At 55.5% G+C, this 20,156-nt stretch carries 22 protein-coding genes; 13 read left to right on the top strand and 9 right to left on the bottom strand.

Annotated features, from left to right (window positions below; translation table 11 throughout):
* Nucleotides 1–13: 13 nt before the first annotated feature.
* On the bottom strand, nt 14–835 hold the full coding sequence (locus FIV00_RS01245) for a cyclase family protein (RefSeq protein ID WP_152499113.1): 822 nt from the start codon (nt 833–835) through the stop codon (nt 14–16).
* A gap of 72 nt (nt 836–907) precedes the next feature.
* On the bottom strand, nt 908–2,011 hold the full coding sequence (locus FIV00_RS01240) for a linear amide C-N hydrolase (RefSeq protein ID WP_173005832.1): 1,104 nt from the start codon (nt 2,009–2,011) through the stop codon (nt 908–910).
* Between the two features lie 82 nt (nt 2,012–2,093).
* On the opposite strand from FIV00_RS01240, the gene FIV00_RS01235 reads away from it, so the two are divergent.
* Together FIV00_RS01235 and FIV00_RS01230 are read left to right on the top strand one after the other, a co-directional pair.
* Nucleotides 2,094–2,909, top strand: a complete 816-nt coding sequence (locus FIV00_RS01235; protein ID WP_152499111.1) for a LytTR family DNA-binding domain-containing protein — start codon at nt 2,094–2,096, stop codon at nt 2,907–2,909.
* Between the two features lie 345 nt (nt 2,910–3,254).
* The gene (locus tag FIV00_RS01230; protein WP_152499110.1) at nt 3,255–3,827 is read left to right on the top strand and encodes an ADP-ribosyltransferase domain-containing protein; all 573 of its coding nucleotides are present in this window, start codon (nt 3,255–3,257) and stop codon (nt 3,825–3,827) included.
* 238 nt (nt 3,828–4,065) lie between these two features.
* Here FIV00_RS01230 and FIV00_RS01225 read toward each other — a convergent pair whose 3' ends face one another.
* Complete coding sequence (locus FIV00_RS01225; RefSeq protein ID WP_152499109.1) at nt 4,066–5,049, bottom strand: LysR family transcriptional regulator; 984 nt, start codon at nt 5,047–5,049, stop codon at nt 4,066–4,068.
* A gap of 84 nt (nt 5,050–5,133) precedes the next feature.
* Between FIV00_RS01225 and FIV00_RS01220 the strand changes: the two genes are divergently transcribed.
* The 4 genes from FIV00_RS01220 (at nt 5,134) to FIV00_RS01205 (ending at nt 9,310) form a co-directional block, all read left to right on the top strand.
* A complete protein-coding gene (locus FIV00_RS01220) occupies nt 5,134–6,192 on the top strand; it encodes a hypothetical protein (RefSeq protein ID WP_152499108.1) in 1,059 nt (352 codons plus the stop codon).
* Entirely contained in the window at nt 6,152–7,351 is a 1,200-nt protein-coding gene (locus FIV00_RS01215) for an MFS transporter (RefSeq protein WP_152499107.1), read from the top strand. The genes FIV00_RS01220 and FIV00_RS01215 overlap by 41 nt, the downstream gene beginning before the upstream one ends.
* Before the next feature lie 113 nt (nt 7,352–7,464).
* On the top strand, nt 7,465–7,695 hold the full coding sequence (locus FIV00_RS01210; protein ID WP_152499106.1) for a hypothetical protein: 231 nt from the start codon (nt 7,465–7,467) through the stop codon (nt 7,693–7,695).
* 88 nt (nt 7,696–7,783) lie between these two features.
* A complete protein-coding gene (locus FIV00_RS01205; protein ID WP_152499105.1) occupies nt 7,784–9,310 on the top strand; it encodes a YifB family Mg chelatase-like AAA ATPase in 1,527 nt (508 codons plus the stop codon).
* Nucleotides 9,311–9,348: 38 nt separating this feature from the next.
* Here FIV00_RS01205 and FIV00_RS01200 read toward each other — a convergent pair whose 3' ends face one another.
* Nucleotides 9,349–10,389 (bottom strand): zinc-dependent alcohol dehydrogenase family protein, encoded by a 1,041-nt coding sequence (locus tag FIV00_RS01200; RefSeq protein WP_152499104.1) that lies wholly within the window; start codon nt 10,387–10,389, stop codon nt 9,349–9,351.
* 224 nt (nt 10,390–10,613) lie between these two features.
* On the opposite strand from FIV00_RS01200, the gene FIV00_RS01195 reads away from it, so the two are divergent.
* Together FIV00_RS01195 and FIV00_RS01190 are read left to right on the top strand one after the other, a co-directional pair.
* Nucleotides 10,614–10,931, top strand: a complete 318-nt coding sequence (locus tag FIV00_RS01195; RefSeq protein ID WP_152499103.1) for a heavy metal-binding domain-containing protein — start codon at nt 10,614–10,616, stop codon at nt 10,929–10,931.
* Between the two features lie 8 nt (nt 10,932–10,939).
* Nucleotides 10,940–11,530, top strand: coding sequence for an N-acetyltransferase (locus FIV00_RS01190; RefSeq protein WP_152499102.1), 591 nt, complete (start codon nt 10,940–10,942; stop codon nt 11,528–11,530).
* Nucleotides 11,531–11,580: 50 nt separating this feature from the next.
* Here the strand turns inward: FIV00_RS01190 and cysK are convergent, their stop codons facing one another.
* The 3 genes from cysK to dut all read right to left on the bottom strand — a co-directional run bounded on the left by cysK (nt 11,581) and on the right by dut (nt 13,815).
* Entirely contained in the window at nt 11,581–12,540 is a 960-nt protein-coding gene (gene cysK, locus FIV00_RS01185; protein WP_152499101.1) for a cysteine synthase A, read from the bottom strand.
* Between the two features lie 145 nt (nt 12,541–12,685).
* Entirely contained in the window at nt 12,686–13,345 is a 660-nt protein-coding gene (locus tag FIV00_RS01180; protein ID WP_152499100.1) for an HAD family phosphatase, read from the bottom strand.
* Between the two features lie 20 nt (nt 13,346–13,365).
* Entirely contained in the window at nt 13,366–13,815 is a 450-nt protein-coding gene (dut, locus tag FIV00_RS01175; RefSeq protein ID WP_152499099.1) for a dUTP diphosphatase, read from the bottom strand.
* A gap of 204 nt (nt 13,816–14,019) precedes the next feature.
* Here dut and FIV00_RS01170 point away from each other — a divergent pair, with 204 nt between their 5' ends.
* The 3 genes from FIV00_RS01170 (at nt 14,020) to FIV00_RS01160 (ending at nt 15,983) form a co-directional block, all read left to right on the top strand.
* Nucleotides 14,020–14,436, top strand: a complete 417-nt coding sequence (locus FIV00_RS01170; protein WP_209006764.1) for a hypothetical protein — start codon at nt 14,020–14,022, stop codon at nt 14,434–14,436.
* A gap of 21 nt (nt 14,437–14,457) precedes the next feature.
* Entirely contained in the window at nt 14,458–15,039 is a 582-nt protein-coding gene (locus FIV00_RS01165; protein ID WP_152499098.1) for an OmpA family protein, read from the top strand.
* A 143-nt stretch (nt 15,040–15,182) separates the two neighbouring features.
* Complete coding sequence (locus tag FIV00_RS01160) at nt 15,183–15,983, top strand: class III extradiol ring-cleavage dioxygenase (RefSeq protein WP_209006763.1); 801 nt, start codon at nt 15,183–15,185, stop codon at nt 15,981–15,983.
* 23 nt (nt 15,984–16,006) lie between these two features.
* Here FIV00_RS01160 and coaBC read toward each other — a convergent pair whose 3' ends face one another.
* Together coaBC and FIV00_RS01150 are read right to left on the bottom strand one after the other, a co-directional pair.
* Nucleotides 16,007–17,230 carry a bifunctional phosphopantothenoylcysteine decarboxylase/phosphopantothenate--cysteine ligase CoaBC gene (gene coaBC, locus FIV00_RS01155; protein WP_152499097.1) on the bottom strand — a complete coding sequence of 408 codons (1,224 nt, stop codon included), beginning with the start codon at nt 17,228–17,230 and terminating at the stop codon, nt 16,007–16,009.
* A gap of 54 nt (nt 17,231–17,284) precedes the next feature.
* Complete coding sequence (locus FIV00_RS01150) at nt 17,285–18,508, bottom strand: penicillin-binding protein activator (RefSeq protein ID WP_152499096.1); 1,224 nt, start codon at nt 18,506–18,508, stop codon at nt 17,285–17,287.
* Between the two features lie 197 nt (nt 18,509–18,705).
* Between FIV00_RS01150 and rsmI the strand changes: the two genes are divergently transcribed.
* Both rsmI and FIV00_RS01140 read left to right on the top strand, forming a co-directional pair.
* On the top strand, nt 18,706–19,620 hold the full coding sequence (rsmI, locus tag FIV00_RS01145) for a 16S rRNA (cytidine(1402)-2'-O)-methyltransferase (RefSeq protein ID WP_152499095.1): 915 nt from the start codon (nt 18,706–18,708) through the stop codon (nt 19,618–19,620).
* Nucleotides 19,620–20,009, top strand: coding sequence for a YraN family protein (locus tag FIV00_RS01140; RefSeq protein WP_152499094.1), 390 nt, complete (start codon nt 19,620–19,622; stop codon nt 20,007–20,009). The genes rsmI and FIV00_RS01140 overlap by 1 nt, the downstream gene beginning before the upstream one ends.
* Nucleotides 20,010–20,156: the final 147 nt, after the last annotated feature.

The following is a 20,156-nucleotide window of genomic DNA, read 5'->3' as shown; positions in this document are numbered from 1 at the left end:
AGCAAAGGCGCCGCTAAACCATCGCCATCACGCGCGAGGGGCCCCCGGTTCCACCCCGGTTTTTGGGTGCGCCAACGATCAGCGTCGCTCCCGTTGCCGGTAGCGCGTCGAGGTTGGCGATGCATTCCAGGCCCCAGCGATTGCTCGGCAGCCAGTCGTAGTGGACGGCAAAATCCTTCGAGATCCCATGGTCCAGGGACAGACTGTCAACCGCGATGCCAACCACATCGGCTTCTTCCATCAGCATTTTTGTGGCTTCAACGTGGAAGCCTGGAAAATGCATGACCCCATCGGCATCGGCGTTGCGAAACTTGTCGCTATCGACATGGGCGGCCCAGCCGGAGTTCATCGCGACGCAGGCTCCTGGCGGAAGGTCGCCATGATTGGAGATCCAGGCCTTGAGATCGTCCGGCGTGACCTGTGCGTCCGGATTGTCTGCTGCTTTGGTTCGAATATCGACGATGCAAAGCGGGGCGACCAGATTTTCGACAGGGATTTCGGCAACTGACTGTCCGTCCGCGGAAAAATGCAGCGGTGCATCCAAGTGGGTGCCGGTATGCTCGTTGACGCGCATCTCAAACAGGTTGTAACCGTCCTTCGCAAAGTCAAAGATCCGGTTCAACTCAAACTGCTGCCCGCCGCCGAACGTCGGAAAAGTCGGGTGAAGCTCGTGGGTCATGTCCGAAATGGTTGTCGGTGTTTGCGCCATGGCGGGCATGGCACCGGGAAGGGCCGTTGCGGCTGCAACGCTGGCACCGACAGCAGTCGCCTTGAAGAAGTCGCGTCGGGACAGCATGCGGTGCTTGACGGAATTGATGACGCAGAAATCGCACATGATTGGTCCCCTCCAGTTGACGTCACGAAGGGTTCGCGCACCGACCCAACGCTGCGTCAACTCTAGCAGGAATCAGTTCGCGGTGCAGCTTGAGGAGAAAATCAGTCCGGTTGCGATCGAGCCGGCAATTTCCGCATGGCCAAGATGCGCCGTCTGACGCATTGAGGAAAGCACTTCGGTGAGACTTTCGCTGAGCAATTCCGGCTGAATTGGCGTCAGGTCTTTTGCCTCAAATTCTGAGGTCAATTGACGCAAATCGACCGCAAGGGGTGGTACCTGGCAAGCAAAGACCAGCGTCGAGAGATCAAGTCGGTGCTCCAGCGAGGACCCTTCAATTCGCAGCCGGATCTGCTGGTCTTTCGGATCGAACACAATTTGCCAGCGTGTTTCAGAGTTTGCCAACTCGTTCAGAAACTTGAAGGCTTCAGCTGCGTTTGTCCGGCCTTTGGAGTGTTGCGCCGCATTGGCCGCAATCGCAAAGCGGTCAAGGCTGTTTTGGTCGCCTCGGCTTTGGTGCTGAGGAACCGGTGATGCGCCGCCATATCCTCTGAATTGAGCCAGATGAAGAAGCGCTTCTCGATAAGACGTGTTGGTCAATGCGGGAACAGGAAGGTCGATACCCTGATGGACAACCAAACCGGACTTTCCGGGAGTGAGAACGGCTGCTGCGCCTGCCTGATCAAAAAGGAAATAGTGGATTGGCACGAGCCCGTCGATCCGCACGCCCTTTGCATGCTCCACGGCTTCTTCAACGGATCCTGAAAGATCGAGTAGGCGTTGAATGAACTCCAATTCGCTGACCGAAGGCAAGCCTGCCGCCCCTCCAAAAACGGCATCCTTGTTCCACATCAACGTGACAACAAGTCCTGCCGTATTCATTCCTGCGGCCGGCATGCCCGGGCCAACCTGATTGATGGTCAAGCTGTCATATTCAGCAGTCCAGCTTGCAGGACGGTCTTCTGAAATGGATTGCCGTCTGCTACCGGAGGAGTTGACAGTCAGAAAGCCTGCACCGGTTGCTTCGAAATCGAAATTGTAGGCAAGCATAGGACGTTGAGTGTCCACAAAGGCAACGGTGGAGCAGGCTGGTACAGCTTCGGTCAAGCACACGCTGGCCAGACCGAAACACACCGGCAGTATCATCGCCGCAAACGGCTTTGAACGGCAGAGGGACATGGTTACTCTCTCGCTTCTGAAGTAGACTAATTTTCGCGTCATTGATCGCGCCAGGACGCTGAAGCAAGGAGGATTTCGCCAAATGCAGCCAGATTTCGCGAACGACGCCTTGTTGCGCAATTTTGCACACGATTGCGTGGCGCCGTTTGTTTCCAGGCAGACGCTGGCGCTTCTGATCACAGCTGCGGTTTTTCTCGCACTGATTGGCCCGTTTGGAACTTATGGCGCGTTCTCGCCAACCATGCGGTTGCTGTATTGGGGCATGATTGTCATCGGAACCGCCTCGATTGGACACGCGACGGCATCGGCAATTGAAACATTTCTAAGGCGTAGAAACATTCCAGTTTTCTTGGAGATGGTTGCCGTTTCAGTGTTGACGGCAATACCTGTTTGCTTTGTGGTTTCCCTGATTTGGGCACTTTTCGGCACCAACCCTCTCAACGGCCATTTGCTGCCGCTCTATGGGCAGTGCGTCGTCGTGCTTGGATGCCTGACCGTCTTTTTTCATGTTTTCGCAGCACCCAAGATCTCCGTGCAGTCGTGTTCGCGGCCAAGGCTATTGGACAGACTGCCGCTGAACAGTCGAGGCCGTCTCCTGCGATTGACGGCACGTGATCACTATGTCGAGGTTGAAACCGAGACCGGGTCCGCCCTTCTTGCAATGCGTTTTCGGGACGCCATAGCTGAGGCTGCAGGCGAACAAGGCGTCCAGACACATAGATCTCACTGGGTGGCTTTGCACGCCGTGACAGGGCGCAGCCGACAGAACGGGAAAACTGTGTTGCTGTTGAGGAACGGCCACGCTGTGCCGGTTGGCCGAACATTCAGGACTGCTGTTGAAGAAGCGTATTGGCGCCTTGACAATAAACTTATAGCTGACGGGGGCAACGGTAGCTGACTAGGTTTAGACAGGTAAATTGGCTTTTTCGAATCTCTTAGTCGGCCAATTCATCGATTTTATCGTGATACTCTTGGTAGCGTAGTAAACGCCTTAGATTCCAGTATGGACACTCTGACCAACAGTATATATTTTCATCCGTTGCAACTCAAAAAAATATTAAGGCAATTAAAACTACCTAGTTTGCGAAGTTTGAATTTGCCGTTTTAGGTTTGCGTGAACTTGATGCGCAATATAGTTGAAAGAAATACGCTTTATTCATTACGTAATTGGTTAGAATACGCAATTCAGAACTTCTATTCACACCAAGTGTTAAAATGATCAATCTAATAGTTTGAGCATACGATGAACGGAAAATTGTTCTTTGAAGTTGTTTGTAAGATTGTAGGTGTAAACAATGCGACACTCTATGCTCAAAAATTTGGCGATTTGGATGACTGGCTTAATAATGATCTGCGAAATTATGAGGGTCTTGCTTTTTACATCTACACAACGGAAATGGGCTGGTACGAGGTAATCAATAGTGAATTGTGGAGTCATTCTCCAAGTTCGCATTTTCAGCTCTTCAAGTCGGTTCTGAACAATGCATTGAAAAAGATGGAACCATACAAAGCGAACAAGGGGATAGTTTTTCGCGGGTTTAGAGCGAAAGATCTGGAGAGTTTTTTACATACCTACAGACTCGGTGAAGTTATTACATTTCATGGATTTACGAGCGCATCTTTTAAGCAGGATTATGCTTACGTTGGTAACGTGTTGTTTATCATTAAAGCGCTTACTGGGTGTGGCGTTTGGTTTTTGTCACCTAAATACGAGGAATGTGAAGTGTTAATTCCAGCGGGAAAGAGTTTCCGTGTCGAGGGTGTCGAAAGGCAAGGAGCTAAAGTGGTTGTGTATCTGGAAGAGATTCCATCATGAAGAAACCGAATACTCATAAGGCGCGCAAGAGCAAGCATAACTTCTGTGAAATTAGCAAGGGTTCTTTTGTGACCAATTTTGAGCGGAATATTGCAAAAGAGTTTCTGCACTTCAAAAAAGAGTTTACCGGTCAACCCAGCCTCGCTAACAAAATGCAATCGTCACGCGCTTAAAGGATGCTGCGGAACATCGACGATTGATACTGTTTTCTGTGTCGATGTTTTAAACTAGCGTGTCTTCACACCACTCTTAGATCCGGCTGCATCTTGCCCGCCAGGGCGGATCCGGGAGAAATCGCGTTTTGGAGCAGAGCAGTCAGATGCTCTTCCAGATAGTCGACAATCGGGGACTGGGTCTTGGAAGGTGTATAGATCGCCAGTTGGCTGGCGGGCAGATCGGGAAAGCCGTCCTGTTCTCTCAGTATCTTGATCCCATCGACAATTGCGCCTGCAGGAAGACAGCAAAGACCTGCACCGGATCGGACCGCAACCTGCGCTGCCGCTACGCTGGTCGTCGTAATGCGTTCGTACCATTGCCGTCCTGCCCGAGCCAATGCGCTGAATGCAAGATCGCGGAACGGACAGGGTTCTGGAAACAGGATCAAAGGCAAAGGGTCGGCCAAGGGGCAGGTTTCGCTAACGGTCCAGTAAAGAGGTTCCTCAACGAGACCGTTCGGCGAAGGTTTCACAGGTGAAACCAGTGCGATCGCCAGATTGATTTCGTTGGCTGACAGCATGTCGTGCAGCGTTGCGCTGTCGGCAACGGTCATCTCGAGTTTGACGTTAGGATGAATGCGCACAAAATTGCAGAAGATTGACTGGAGCTGGCCGGTCGCAAACCATTCAGGCAGTCCAACATGAACGGTTCCGGTCAATTCTGGAGCCGACAGACGTAGTCGGGCTTCTTCGTGTGATCGCAGAATCTCCGTGGCATGCTGGTAGAGAATGCGTCCGGCAGGTGTCAGGTTCATGGTGCGGGCCGTGCGCTCGATCAAAGGTTTGCCGACACGATCCTCCAGACGTCGCAACTGGGTGCTGACGCAAGGCTGGGTCCGGTTCAGCTTCGATCCTGCGTGGGTCACGTTGCCGGCTTCGGCAACGGCCACAAAGGCTTCCAGCAACTCGATGTTAAATCGGCCGATGGTCACGTCCCTGCCTCCGTTTTCGCGCGGAACCCGTTCCCCAAGCCTCTCTCCCGGCGCAGGACAATCATAACGTTTCATTATGAGTTTTTTCAATTATAAATTTAAAAAGCGCTTCAATATCCCGTAATCCGGGAAATGGTACAGTCAATTCGAGTAACCGCCATGACCTTTGCCTTTTCGATTGAAACCGCAGGCCAACAGACAGAAAGCCGGCCTGATTTAAGGAATTTTGAGAGTCAGACGCTGACCTTGCAGCAAAGAGTTCATCAGTCTATTGCCGCCCATACAGAATTTGGTCCCGAGCGCATTCTGACCCAGGACAACCGGGTCAAATATACGAATGCAGGCAGTGCGGAGACGGCCACGGAACATCTCGATGAAGTGTTTCAGCTGATGCGTCAGCTGAACCAGTTCGGCGTTGGTTCCAACGACCTTGGCCGTCTGCGCGACGATGGCATGTCGTTCAAACTGGCCTTGCGACAATGCCTGGATCTTGTTCTTGCTTCGCTGAACGGCGGCAGCCTTGTTTACGTCGAGTTGGGTCCGGAACCGGTCAAAACAGCATTTATCTTGAGCACCCTGACTGAGTTGGGAGTTGATATCGACCGGTATGTTGCTGTCGATATAAATCCTATGTCAGCGGCCCCGATGCGGGCGACGTTGAAACAGATCCTTCCTGACCTGCCGATGCAATTCATCACGGCACCGTTTGAAGCCTTTCGTCTTGCAGACATTCTGGAACCGGGCGCACCTGCGGCATTGGTTACCATGCTCGGCTTTCAGGAAGGCAATGACGACCCTTATGTGGTGAACAAGTGGCTCAGATCGATCGCACGTTCAGGTGACCTTCTTCTGTCCGAGAGCCAGCTCTATGCCGCAGGACAGATTGAAAGGATCCCGAGTTTTTATGCCCACGCAGCCATGCGGCGCTTCTCCCGGTTAGCCTTTGAGCGCGCTGTCCATAAGGATTTGCCGAGCCTGAACCGGTTTTTTCTGCTGCCCGTACCTTTTCATGACGGGGAAAGCGCTTTTGTCGCCATTCTGGGTGAAGAGTTTGAAGATACAATCAATGGAAGAATCTTGCATGTATCCAACTTCTGCCTGAAACTTACGCTTGAACAGTACCGCCACTACAGACAGCTAGGTGGTTATTTCGACATCACCGGCGAGACCATGACCGATGACCAGACACTTCATTTCCAGCTCTCCCGCCGGGTGTGAGGTGTCCGCAGCACAAACCCGTGGCCTGACCGCCGCGGGCCTTGCCATTGTTGCCGTCACATACGGATTGGCCAGATACTGCTTCGGATTATTTCTCCCCGACATTCGTCAGGAATTCGGTCTCTCTCCCGAGACCATTGGGCTGATTGCCGGTACTTCTTATCTGGGGTATCTGGCAGCGACCTTCGCCGGATCCTGGTTGTCGACCTTTGTCGAGCCGCGCCTTCCGATCCTGCTTGGCGGGCTTGCAGCAACTCTTGGCATGGCGATCATCGCGTTGGCGCCGGATCCCTGGAGGCTGGCATTTGGCGTCTTTGTGGCGGGCACGAGCCCTGGCCTTTCCTATCCCCCGTTTTCCGATGTCATTGTCCGTCACACCGCACCTGGCCGTCAGAACACGGTGTATGCCTGGATCAACTCCGGAACCGGGTTCGGTGTCGCCCTAGCGGGACCTCTCGCCCTTTATGCGGGAGAAGACTGGCGGCTGGCCTGGATGGCCTTTGCAGGACTGGCTTTGCTGATCACGATCTGGAATTTGCTGGCATTGCCACAGCGCAGCGCGCAGTCAAAACCCGAAGTACTGACAGTCTCTTTCAGACTGCTCGCGGAACGGGCCGCGCGGCCGCTATTCATCGCCGCATTTTTGTTCGGCATCATAACTGCGGTCTACTGGACCTACGCTGTCGAACTTCTTTACACGCTCACCGGAAATCCACGCGACGCAGTGTTGTTTTGGATCGTGCTTGGCATCGCAGGCGTTACAGGTTGCTTTGCGGGCGGACTGGTGAACCGTTGGGGCCTTCGCCAAACCTACATGATGCTGGCTCTGATCGTTGGCGCTGCCGTCGGAACATTGCCGCTTCTGATCGGCACAAAGATCGGGATCTATGTCTCTGCGGCGTGTTTCGGTGCAGGCTTTATCGTGATGACGGCGCTGTTTGGCATGTGGAGCATGCGCATCTTTTTCGAAACGCCTTCAATTGGGTTTGGTTTCACATTCTTTCTGATCTCACTCGGACAGGGTGTCGGGCCGGTCATCAGCGGGTTCTTGATCCCGCTCACCGGTCATTCAAGCCTGTTCATGGCGGCCGGGCTGCTCTGTTGCAGTCTCGCCGGGCTTGGCGTTCGTGGCAAAGCCGTGATGCCACCGCATGCATAACACTCAGTTATGGCGCGGGATGTGCGCATAACTGCTATTTGCTGGCAAAATCCTATAATTGCAGGCACGATATAAGCACGCATAAATTGATAATAAGAACAGTGATTGGGCCAATGATTATTAAACAAGCGGTGAAGACAAGCGCAGAGCTCGAGATGGAAATGTGCCGGGCGATGTTTGAAAAAGACCCGGAAATGCTGATCGAGCTGGTGTCTCAATGGCTTGAGGCGAACCGACTGACATTGGACGAAGACTTTTGCGTTCCCCCCTATTTGCAGGACGTTCTCGCCGGCATTGAGCGGCCCTACAATTATTTTCCAGGGCGACCCGCGATGGTCTGCTGACCGTCAGCGTAATTTGTTCCTCTTCTGTTCTTGAATCCTGATCATGGATATGCTTCGATGCCTTGCACCTTAAGGTAGAGAGCAGGGTATGGTCAGCCGGATAACGACAGTCGCTTTTCAGGGCATCGATGCAGTGACGGTGGATGTGCAAGTGCATGTCGGACCGGGCGCAGTGATGTTCAATATTGTCGGCCTTCCGGACAAGGCTGTCGCGGAAAGCCGGGAACGCGTGCGGGCAGCGCTCAGTGCGTCCGGACTTGCACTCCCGGCCAAGCGGGTAACAGTCAATCTGGCGCCTGCGGACCTGCCCAAGGAAGGATCGCATTATGACCTTCCCATCGCTCTTGGCATTATGGCGGCAATTGGCGCGATACCGGCTGAGTTCCTGGAAGGCTTTGTGGTGCTTGGCGAGCTTGGGCTCGACGGAACCCTGGCTCCGGTCACGGGCGTGTTGCCTGCTGCAATGGGTGCCAATGCGCTCGGCAAGGGTCTTATCTGTCCCGAGGCAAGCGGAGGTGAGGCCGCATGGGCAGACAAGGACATGGATGTGCTGGCACCCAGATCGCTCTTACAGCTTGCCAATCACTTCAAGGGGACCCAGGTCCTGTCCCGTCCGACCGCAAAGCTCCACAGCAATGCTGGTATCATGCCTGACCTTGCTGAAGTCAAAGGTCAGGAAAGTGCGCGCCGGGCCTTGGAAATTGCAGCCGCCGGGGGTCATAACCTGCTCATGACCGGTCCGCCCGGATCCGGCAAATCGATGCTGGCCAGTCGTCTACCCTCCATACTGCCCGCGTTAACGCCTCGCGAACTGCTGGAAGTTTCGATGATCGCGTCCCTGGCCGGAGAGCTTGCGGAAGGGAAACTGACCGACAGGCGGCCGTTCCGGTCGCCGCACCATTCAGCGTCCATGGCGGCGCTCGTTGGCGGCGGACTGAAGGCAAAACCCGGAGAGGTCTCGCTTGCGCATAATGGTGTGCTCTTTCTGGATGAGTTGCCGGAGTTCAATCCTCAAGTCCTCGACAGTTTGCGCCAGCCGCTTGAATCCGGCGAGGCGGTCATCGCCAGGGCCAACCACCGGGTGACCTATCCCGCCCGTATTCAGCTGGTCGCCGCCATGAACCCGTGCCGCTGTGGGCATGCTGGCGAGCCCGGACACCAGTGCCGGCGCGGCGAACGTTGTGTGACCGATTATCAGGCCAGGGTCAGTGGGCCGCTGCTTGATCGAATTGATTTGCGGATCGATGTGCCGGCTGTGACTGCGTCAGATCTGATTGGTCCTGCCGCAAGTGAAGCGTCGTCGGCAGTTGCTGCAAGAGTAGCAGCAGCGCGCCGAATACAGGAGCAGAGGTTTCTGGAACTGGGATTGTCCTGCCGAACCAACGCTCAGGCTCCGGCTTCTGCCGTTGAAACCATTGCCCGGCCTGACAGCAAAGGGCTGGCCTTCCTGCACGAAATCGCCGAACGGCTGCAATTAAGTGCACGCGGATATCACCGTGTTCTCAAGCTGGCCCGTACGCTGGCCGATCTGGACGGCATGGACAGTGTTGGCCGTATCCACCTTGCGGAAGCCCTCAGTTATCGTGGCCAGGATATGTCGCGACGCGCTGCCTGAACAGGTATAGCGCGCTCAAGCGAACCTGTTTCCAATGGTCAGAACTGGGTCACCACAGTTGCGCCAACGGATTGAAAGCGGTCCATCGACGTGAGCGCCGCAATTGACTGTTCCAGGCTGATCTCTTCGCCGACCAGACGGGAGGGGTGCAGTTTCCCGGTTGTTACCATGTCCAGCATGGCATCATATTGATGAGCTTGCATGCCGTGGCTGCCTAGAATTTCCAGCTCCTGACCGATCACCTTCGCCATCGGAACCTGTGGGGTGCTCTGATCGCCCAGCATCAGGCCGACCTGGACGTGCCGTCCTCTGCGCCTCAGGTTCTGTATGGAATTGAAACAGGTCGTTGGATGGCCAAGGGCGTCAAGCGAGACATGGGCACCGCCGCGCGTGAGCTCGATGACCGCGCCGGCCACATCGTGTTCCGCAGCGCCGTTGATTGTCGCAACTGCGCCAAGATCTCGGGCAAGGGAAAGCTTTTCATCCGCAATATCGATCGCCACAACATTGGCTCCGATGGCATTGGCGATCATGACGGCCGAAAGACCGACACCGCCGCAACCATGAACGGCAACCCATTCACCAGCAGAAGTCCTTGCCTGATCAACAACAGCGCGAAATGACGTGGCAAAGCGGCATCCAAGACTGGCGGCGGTTGCGAACGCCATGTCATCGGGCAGAGCCACGAGATTGAGATCGGCGTTGTGGATGGACACGTATTCTGCAAATGAACCCCAATGCGTGAACCCCGGCTGAAATTGGTTCTCGCAGACTTGCTGGTGACCTGCATGACACTCGGCACAAGCTCCGCATCCACCAACAAAAGGCACCGTCACCCGGTCACCCGCCTTCCATTGGCTGACACCCTTTCCAACCTCCATCACGATACCGGCAAGTTCATGCCCTGGCACATGTGGCAGAACGATATCCGGATCGTGCCCCATCCAGCCGTGCCAATCGCTTCGGCAGACGCCTGTCGCCTCAACTTTCAATACAGCACCATGCGCTTCCGGTGTCGGATCCGGAAGGGTTGCAAGTTTCGGTGTTTGCGCAAAGGCTTCAAAGAACACGGCCTTCATGGCGTTTCCTTTTGAGAAAAGAAGAATTGACGGCTTTGTGCCAGACTACATTTTTCATCGTAAAAGACTTGAGGAATTGTTTCGACAAGATCGAGCCCCTTTCGTCTGATGCTTTCCAGCATGAAGAGAGGTAACCAACGACACCTGGCAATTGCCTGGTTTCCTTGCAATGCTCAATCGGTCAACCCATGTCATTGCGCGGATGTCGTAAACGGAGAACCAAAATGCTTGTCACCACCACAAACACAATTCAGGGCCGGGACTTGGACTACAAAGGTCTTGTGACAGGTGAGGCAATTTTGGGTGCCAACCTGTTCAAGGATCTCTTTGCAGGTATCAGAGATATTGTCGGCGGTCGCTCCGGTGCTTACGAGGAAGAACTTGCCAAGGCGCGCAAAATCGCCGTCGATGAAATGTGTCAACAAGCCCAGGCACTTGGTGCGAATGCCGTTATCGGCGTTGATCTCGACTATGAAACGGTCGGCCAGAACGGATCCATGCTCATGGTCAGCGCAACAGGAACAGCCGTCGTCGTTCGTTAGGCCTTCTAATGCCGGACGGCTTCACAATTGTTCCAGGATTGCCGGAAGACCAGCGCTCAGTTGCCGCCGGTCTTTTCTGGCAGGCTTTCAAGGGAAAGCTCGGCAATATCCTGTCACCTGAACGCAGGGCGATGCAGCTGATTGAAAGGATTCTCGATCCTGATTTTGCCATCAGCGCTCTCGGCAAGGAAGGAGACTTGCTTGGTCTTGCCGGATACAAGACCAGCGAAGGTGCCCTGGTTGCTGGCGAACTGTCGGATATGACTGCCGTGTTCGGCCCTTTCGGAGGCCTTTGGCGAGGGCTGGTGCTTGACGTGCTCGAGCGCGAAGTGGAGCCAGATATTCTTTTGATGGACGGTATTTTCGTCAGCGAAAGAGCACGCGGTCAGGGCATCGGTACGAAGCTGCTGGACGCCGTTTGCGCCGAAGCACAAAGACGGCAACTGTCTCGAGTGCGCCTTGATGTGATCAACACAAACCCGGGCGCGCGCGCCCTATACGAAAGGCAGGGTTTCCTGCCGATAAGCCGTGAAGAAACAGGACCGTTCAAGTACGTGTTCGGGTTTTCCTCAGCAACCAGAATGGAAAGGCCGGTCTGAGCATTTGCTTGGCAGGCTGTCCCGCGGCGACCGCCGCGGGACGGTCCTCTTCAGACTTCGTCGAACAGTGCTGTCGACAGATAGCGTTCCGCAAAAGACGGAATGATCACGACGATGTTCTTGTCTTCCATCCCCTCACGCTGCCCGACACGGATGGCCGCCGTTAGCGCGGCTCCGGAGGAAATGCCGACGGGCACGCCTTCAAGCTTGGCAACTTCGCGTGCCATCGCGAAAGCGTCGTCATTCTCGACAGTTTGAACTTCGTCGTAGATCGATGTTTCGAGGACGCCCGGGACAAAGCCCGCTCCGATGCCCTGGATTTTGTGCGGGCCCGGATTGCCGCCTGACAGGATTGGACTGTCCGACGGCTCGACGGCAACCACATGAAGATCCGGCTGGCGCTCCTTCAGCACCTGGCTCACACCTGTAATTGTACCACCTGTTCCAATTCCTGAAACAAACACATCGATCTTGCCGTCAGTATCGTTCCAGATCTCCTGTGCAGTCGTATTTCGGTGAATTTCGGGATTGGCAGGGTTCTCGAATTGTTGGGGCATAACGGCGCCGTCGATTTCGCCAAGCAGTTCCTCTGCGCGCGCTATTGCGCCCTTCATGCCTTTGGGGCCCTCTGTCAATTCCAGTTCAGCGCCCAGGATCTTGAACATTTTGCGGCGCTCGACAGACATGGTTTCAGGCATCACCAGAATGAGCCGGTATCCCTTGGCCGCCGCGACAAAGGCCAAAGCAATCCCGGTGTTGCCGGAGGTCGGTTCCACGAGTGTGGTTTTACCCGGAGCAATCTTGCCGTCTTTTTCCATCGCCTCGATCATGGCAACACCAATGCGGTCCTTGACGCTTGCGATCGGATTGAAAAACTCAAGCTTTGCCAGAAGGTTACCTTTGACACCGTGTGCTTGGGCAAGCCGATTGAGCCGCACGATCGGTGTATCGCCAATAGTTTCAGTTATCGAGGAATAGATCTTTCCGCGGCCGCTGGTCGTCATGGACATGGCAATCTCCCTGTTTGGCCGGGCAATTCGCGTTTCCGGCAGTATCCTTGGTCTGGTGCGATAAGATAGTATGCGTCCAGCAAAGATATAAGGGGCGCAGATCGCCAATCCGCGCTGAACCGCAGAACTATTTTCTAGGAACTACTTAAGTATTGGAAAAGAGAAGATCGGGAAGGTCGGCCATTTCCTCAAAGAGGATGGCACCCGCCGCGCGCAGTGCTTCTTTGTCAGACGCAGGATCTTCTGCAAACGCAAAAACGGTCATTCCGGCGGCAACAGCTGCGCGGACGCCTGGCAGGCTGTCTTCTATGACGACGCAAGTTTCTGGTGGGTGCCCCATTTTTTTCGCGGCGAGCAAAAAGACATCCGGTGAAGGTTTGCCCCGTTCGCAGTCCTGTGCGGAGAATAGACGGTCCTTGACGCGAGGCAGCAAGCCGGAACTGCCGAGCGTGGCGTGCATCTTTTCATACTTTCCCGAAGACCCGACGCAGTAAGGGACCTCGCGACTGTCCAGCTCATCCAGAACGCTTTCTATGCCCTTAATGGCTGGAACGCCCAACTTGAAACTCTCAAGATCACGCATGCGAACCTGATCTGGCCAGTCGTCAGGCAGTTTGTACCCGATCAGATCTTCGACCATCTCCTTTACGTTCTCCAGCGTACGGCCCATGAAGCGGCGCTGACATTCCGCGCCGCTGATTTCAAATCCAAGTGCGGAGACCAGATCAGCCATGTTCTGATTGGTCATGCGTTCGGTGTCGACCAGAACACCATCGCAATCGAAAATCACGAGACTGGGGGTCATGCGTTTGTCATTTCCGGTTCTTAGCTGCGACCTGTGGAACCGAAGCCCCCGGTTCCACGATCTGTTTCGGACAGAACATCAACTTCCGTAATCTCGGCCTGCAACACCGGCGCGATCACCATCTGTGCAATCCGGTCGGCGCGGGAAATGAGAAAGGGCTCCTGGCCTAGGTTGACCAGAATGACCTTCACTTCGCCGCGATAATCTGCGTCGATGGTACCGGGCGTGTTGAGGACCGTAACTCCATGTTTTGCAGCAAGACCCGAGCGTGGTCGGACCTGTGCCTCAAAACCCGCGGGCAGCGCCATGGAAAGCCCTGTCGGCACGAGCCTACGTTCACCCGGTGCCAGCGCGACAGGGTCATCAACCGCTGCCAAAAGGTCGAGGCCGGCGGCAAGATCTGATTGATAGGCTGGCAAGGGCAGGTCCAGCCCATGCTCCAGGCGCTTGAGTTCCAACTTAACGGGCATCTTTGGGTTCCGGGTGTTGATTTGTGCCGAGGGACGACATTCGCAAAGCGCTGTCAAGATTGGCAATGGCGAAAAGCTCATTAACCAGAAAAATCAAAGATATACTTGCGGTCGTAGAATTCTCCTGAAACACTCTTGCGTGTCGTAATGTTGTCTGGGGCAGGCGGCATTTTCCCTTTTGCCCCTGGTTGGGAGATTCACAACATGAAACGTTTGATTTTTGCATTGATGGCCACGCTATTGCTGGCAAGCGGTCCTGCCGCCGCTCAAACCGTCGGCTTCGCGGAAGCGATCAAGATTTTGTCTGCCAGCTGCGGAGCGGACATCGAAAAATACTGCAAGAGTGCCACGCTTGCGAATAACGGCATCGGTCAATGTCTTGCTCAGAACGAGGCAAAGGTTTCACAAAAATGCAATGCAGATCGCGCAGTGGTCGCATCCCTCATTCAGGAACGTCTTGCTGCACAGGCCGCGGCTCCCAAGATCTGCACGAATGACGCGCGCCGTCTGTGCAAGGGTGTCAAGGAAGGTGCGGGCCATGTCTTGCGCTGCCTTTTGAAAGCGCAGCGTTCTGTCGGCGAAAAATGTAACACGGCAATTGATCTTGCAGGCTACCGCTAAGACCGGATTGGGAGACGAAAAATGAAAAAGCTTCTTTTGGCCGGTCTTTCGGCTGCTGTAATGACAGCCGCGGTCGTGGGGTCGTCGGCGCAGACACAACTCAACCGGAACGAGATCATCAATTCACTTCAAGGTGCTCAGCAAAAAGTGGATGTCAGCGCAGATGCATTGCAAAAGGCGGCGTTTGAAAACATCCAGAAGTATCCAGGTGCCAACTCGCCGCAGGGCGTACCTCTGTGGGACAAATTGGCTTCATTGCGCCAGTTCAACATCGAAATCACGTTCGACTTTGATTCTGCGCGGATCAAGCCTGAGTCCTACGAGACAGTCGGTCTGATCGCTGATGCGCTGCATACGCCTTATCTGCAGGGCCAGACCTTCTTTATCGTCGGGCACACGGATGCCAAAGGTGATCGCGAGTACAATCTTGAACTCTCCATCAGGAGAGCAAAGGCCGTCCGGGAAGCGCTTGTCACCACATTCCAGGTTCCCAGCCAGTACCTGTTTGCTGTGGGTATGGGTGAAGAACAGCTTCGTGAGCCATCCAAACCGGACGCTGCGATCAACCGCCGCGTTCAGCTCATCAATGTTGGCTACCGATAAAAACTACGGTGCTGCAAGATTGCCGCTTCCGGTCACCCGGAGGCGGCTTTTCATTGTTCACAATCCGGGAACACGCCTTCTCCGATCCAGGCATTAATAAAGATGCCTGCCAGGCCTATGTTCATCCTGTAGGAACCAAACGGATGAATGGAGCAAGCGAGATGCAGGAGGCCAAGACCCCGTCGGTGTTTTTCGCACATGGCGCACCGACCCTTGCTCTGGAAGATACGGCGGCCAGCCGTTTTTTGAAGTCGTTTGCGGATGTAACGTCCACCCCGAAAGCAATTGTCATCCTGTCCGCTCACTGGGAAACGCCGGGCTTGAGGCTTTCTGCTCCGGGTCGTCTGCGCACCTACCATGATTTTCAAGGCTTCCCGAAAGCGCTTTACGATATCGACTATCCTGCAATCGCGGATGAAGATCAGGTCGACGAGGTCGCTCGCCTGCTTGAAAATCAAGGTCACGACGTCATCCTTGACAGCGAATGGGGCCTTGACCATGGCGCCTGGGTTCCGCTGTCCCTCGCCTATCCTGAAGCCGACATCCCCGTCATCGCGCTGTCTCTGCCTTTCGGCAGCACACCGGCCACTCTCTTTAAGCTTGGCAGAGATCTCGCGCCTTTGAAGACAAAGGGTTATCTGATTGTCGGTTCCGGCAGCACGACCCACAATCTGCGACGCATCGCACCCCAGGGGTCTCCTGCTCCTGATTGGGTCTCCGGCTTTGACAATTGGCTGGACCAGGGACTGGCGGCAGGTTCCATCGAATATTTTGAGGATCTGGAAGCCGCGCCGGACTTCCGCAAGAACCATCCCACCGAAGAACATCTTCTGCCGCTCTTCTTTGCCTTTGGAGCGGGTGAGCCAAAGACCAGGCCCAAATTGTTGCATCGGAGCTATGAATATGGGTCGATCAGCATGAGCTACTTCGACTTCGGTACATAACCGAAGCGCAGGTTCGGACCGGCTCAGGAAGTCAAAGCGGCAGCTGCCCGCGCGATAATCCTGGCTGCAACGTCCGATTTGCTCATTTGCGGCCAGTCCTCCACGCCGTCTTTGCTGACCAGCCGGATTGTGTTGGCGTCACCGCCCATGATGCCGGATTCTGGACTGACGTCATTGGCGACAATCCAGTCGGCATTCTTGCGTTCAAGCTTGGCACGCGCATTGGCAACAAGGTCCTGCGTTTCGGCGGCAAAGCCGATCAACAGCTTGGGGCGCAAGTCGGGATGGTGCCCGATGGTCTTCAGGATGTCGGGATTTTCAGCAAGATCCAGCATGGGAGGCTTGCCACTCCCATCCTTTTTGATCTTTTGCTTCCCCTCGGATGTCACGCGCCAGTCAGCAACGGCTGCTGCCATGATCGCAATGTCGGCAGGTAGGCTGGCGTTGACCGCTTGCAGCATGTCTGAAGCGCTCTCTACGTGGTGAACCTCAATGTTATCCGGATCGGGCAATGTCACAGGTCCGGACACAAGCGTGACACGCGCACCGGCAGCAAAGGCGGCTTTTGCCAGCGCGTGACCTTGTTTGCCGGATGAGCGGTTGGCGATGTAGCGCACAGGGTCGATCGGCTCATGGGTCGGACCGGAGGTGATCAGCACATGCTTGCCGGTCAGCGGCAGCTTGCCGGCCTTGGCGTCCGTATCCCTTAGCAATGTCTCTGCAGCTGCGACGATCTCAAGCGGTTCGCTCATGCGCCCGACGCCGGCCTCTCCTTTTTCCGCCATCTCGCCCGAGGCCGGACCGCAAAAGGTCAGGCCCCGTTGTTTCAGTGTCTCAAGATTGCGCAGGGTCGCAGGGTTTCGCCACATCTTGGGGTTCATCGCCGGTGCCACCAGCACGGGAGTGTCCGTTGCCAACAGAACCGCAGTTGCCAGGTCGTCGGCAATACCGTGCGCCATCTTGGCCATAAGATCGGCAGTGGCTGGCGCGATCAGGATCAGGTCGTGATCGCGTGCAAGCCGGATATGACCAACGTCGTGCTCGTCTTCCCGGTCAAAGAGGCTTGTGAACACCTTTTCAGCTGACAGAGCACCGACAGAGAGAGGCGTGATAAATTCCTGAGCGCCTCTCGTCATGACCGGAACGACACGCGCCCCACGCTCCTTCAGACGCCGGATCAGGTCGAGAGATTTGTAGGCGGCTATGCCACCGCTGATGATCAGAACGATCTGCTTGCCGCTCAGCATCTTGACTTTTTACCCCCGACAGATGTTGGGTTCATCCTGAACGTGTGCGGCACGCTAGAAACCGGACCTGAAGTCCCTTGGCGCTGGCGATATCACCTGTACACCCGCGCCAGTGAGCTGGAACACGGCGAGCCCGCGTTGATTCAGACCATTGGACTGAAAGCGGAATAGCCCGTCAATACCGATGAAACCGTCGCGATTGGTCAATATATTCTGCTGAAAACGCTGCTGACCGGCCGCGCGCACAAGGCCGGCGCACAGTGTTACGCCATCATAGGCAAGACTAGCGTTGCGTGGCGGTGCGGAGCCATAGGTCTTCTGGTATTGCTGCGCGAAGGTGTTGAAGTTCTGCTCTTCAGGGCCGGCAAACCATGCGCCGGCGAGAGCCGGATTGCTTTTGATCTGGCCAACGTCCCATTGCCCGGTTCCCAGCAGCTTGATCCTGCCGAAATCAGCGCCTTGCCCAACGAGTGTCTGAACGACAGTGCTTGGCGCAGACCCGCCAGCAGGCACGAACAACGCATCGATATTGTTGAGAACCGACGTCAAGGCTGACGTTTTGGCAACCAGGTCGGACGTATCCGAGCCGGTTTGCTTGTATCGCTGGATCGTGGCGATCCGCCCCGAACCACGTCCGACTTCTTGGCGAAACGCTGCTTCGACCACGGCACCGTACGGGCTCTCCGGAATGAGAGCTGCATAAGAGCTTTTGCGCTGGCTGTTGGCGTATCCGATGATGCGCTTGACGTTGCCTTCGGGCAAGAAGCTCAGCAGATAGATGCTTCGTGAAGCAACAGACGTGTCGGTTGAAAACGCGATTACGGGAATGCCACTGGATCTGGCTGCCTGTGCGGCCCCTGATACCGCGGTAGAAAACACGGGGCCGAGGATGAGTTCAGCGCCTTCGGAAATGGCTGCCTGTGCGGCAGCGCGCCCGCCGGTCGCGGTTCCGCCCGTGTCTTTGACCAGCAGTTGGAGATCGGCACTTGGAAAATTCTGAAGGGCAAGGGCGGCGGCATTTTTAAAGACGGTGCCGACAGATGTGTCATTGCTGGTACTCGCCAGCGGTAGCAATAAACCGATGCGCACCGAGCCGGACCCAATCACCTCGCCTGATATCTGTGGCTGTGCTTCGGGTTGTATTTGATTGCCCGGATAAGACCCAAGGGTCGACCCCATGCACCCGCCAAGCAGCATGGTACCGGTGCCGGCCAGCGCCGTTTTCAAGAATAACCGTCTGCGCTGTTGCGCGTCGTCGCCCCGCATTCCGCTTGCCATATCTGTCAATCCACCCTTTGGGAAAGACTTACGTATTCGTTTCGAACCTGTCCAGTTTAGATGGCGTTTCAATAGCATATCCATCTGATCAACAGTGGATTTGCCTTGCATCGGGTGTGCTCAGGCGATAGCGCAAGGGCATGAAGCATTCCGGCGATGGGTCCATTCCCAGTGTCGCCGGGTGGAAAGGAGCTGCCATGACGACAGATTTACCCGCTCCGTCCGGCGACAAAAACCGCTATAGCCTCTCCGAACACGTCTTTTCCGCCCCCAATCTGGAACCGGCGCTCTACATCGTTTCAACTCCGATCGGTAATCTTGGTGACATTACCGTTCGAGCACTGGAAACTCTGGCGGCGAGCAGAGTCATTGCCTGCGAAGACACGCGCGTCACGTCCACGCTCACGCAGAAGTTCGGTTTGAAAACCCCCTTGATGCCTTATCACGAGCACAACGCGGACAAACAGCGCCCCAAGATCATGGACACCTTGGATAGCGGCAAAGCTGTGGCACTTGTTTCCGATGCTGGAACACCGCTCGTTTCAGACCCCGGATACCGGTTGGTTCGAGATGTCGTTGCCGCCGGTCACAAGGTCGTTCCTATCCCAGGCGCATCGGCTCCGCTCAGTGGCCTGGTTGCTGCTGGCCTGCCGAGCGACACAGTTCTTTTTGCCGGTTTCTTGCCGCAAAAGGGCGGACCGAAATCCAGGAGACTGGAGGAATTGGCGAAAATCCCGGCAACATTGATCTTTTTTGAATCGCCACACCGAACCGGGGCCACCTTGCAATTGATGGCGGCGTCATTGGGAGATGGTCGTGAGGCGGTCGTCGCGCGCGAACTGACCAAGCGCTTCGAGACATTTGAGCGCGGAACACTCGGTGAACTTGCTGCAAGATTTCAGGATCTGACCGTCAAGGGAGAGATCGTCATCCTTGTTGGCCCGCCGGAAGAAGCGCCAGAAGAAGACGCGGCCGATCTGGATGCACTCTTGAGCAAAGCACTCGTTGAAATGCCAGTAAGTGCAGCAGCAAAGAAGGTAGCCAAGGCGACCGGGCTTGAGCGCAGCGACGTCTATAAGCGCGCGCTTGAACTGAAGGGAGCCGGCAACTGATGGCCGCTTCCGGTCAAAAGAGCAAAAAGGCAAAGCGGCAAAGGGCACACAAGCGCGGACTGGCAGCGGAGACCTGGGCTGCCTGGTATTTGCGCCTGACAGGATGGCGGATCCTGAAACGGCGCTACAAGACAAAGGCAGGAGAGATCGATCTGATTGCCAAAAAACGCAAGACGGTTGCCTTTGTTGAGGTCAAAGCGCGCAAGACCCGCGATGCGGCGCTGGAAGCTGTGACCCCGGCAAGCCAGAAGCGCATTGCCAAGGCCGCGAAGATTTTTGTCTCACAGCATCCAAAGGCAGGATTTTTTACGCTCCGCTTCGATATTGTGGTTGTGCGTCCCTGGGCTTTGCCTGAGCGGATTGAAAACGCGTTTGAGGCTCGGGATTAGCCGACGCCCTGGCAACGCTGACCGGACACCGTCCATCCGGTTCTGGCGGACTTCGCCAAAGTGAAGGATTGCAGCAAACGAGGTCCCCTCTGGACAAAGCCGTAAACCGAACGCATATCTGGACCACCCGATCTAAAATCCCTCCGC

Origin of the sequence: Labrenzia sp. THAF82, assembly GCF_009363435.1 — a bacterium.
Taxonomy (GTDB): domain Bacteria; phylum Pseudomonadota; class Alphaproteobacteria; order Rhizobiales; family Stappiaceae; genus Roseibium; species Roseibium porphyridii.
This window is presented reverse-complemented; position numbering and strand designations above follow the sequence as displayed.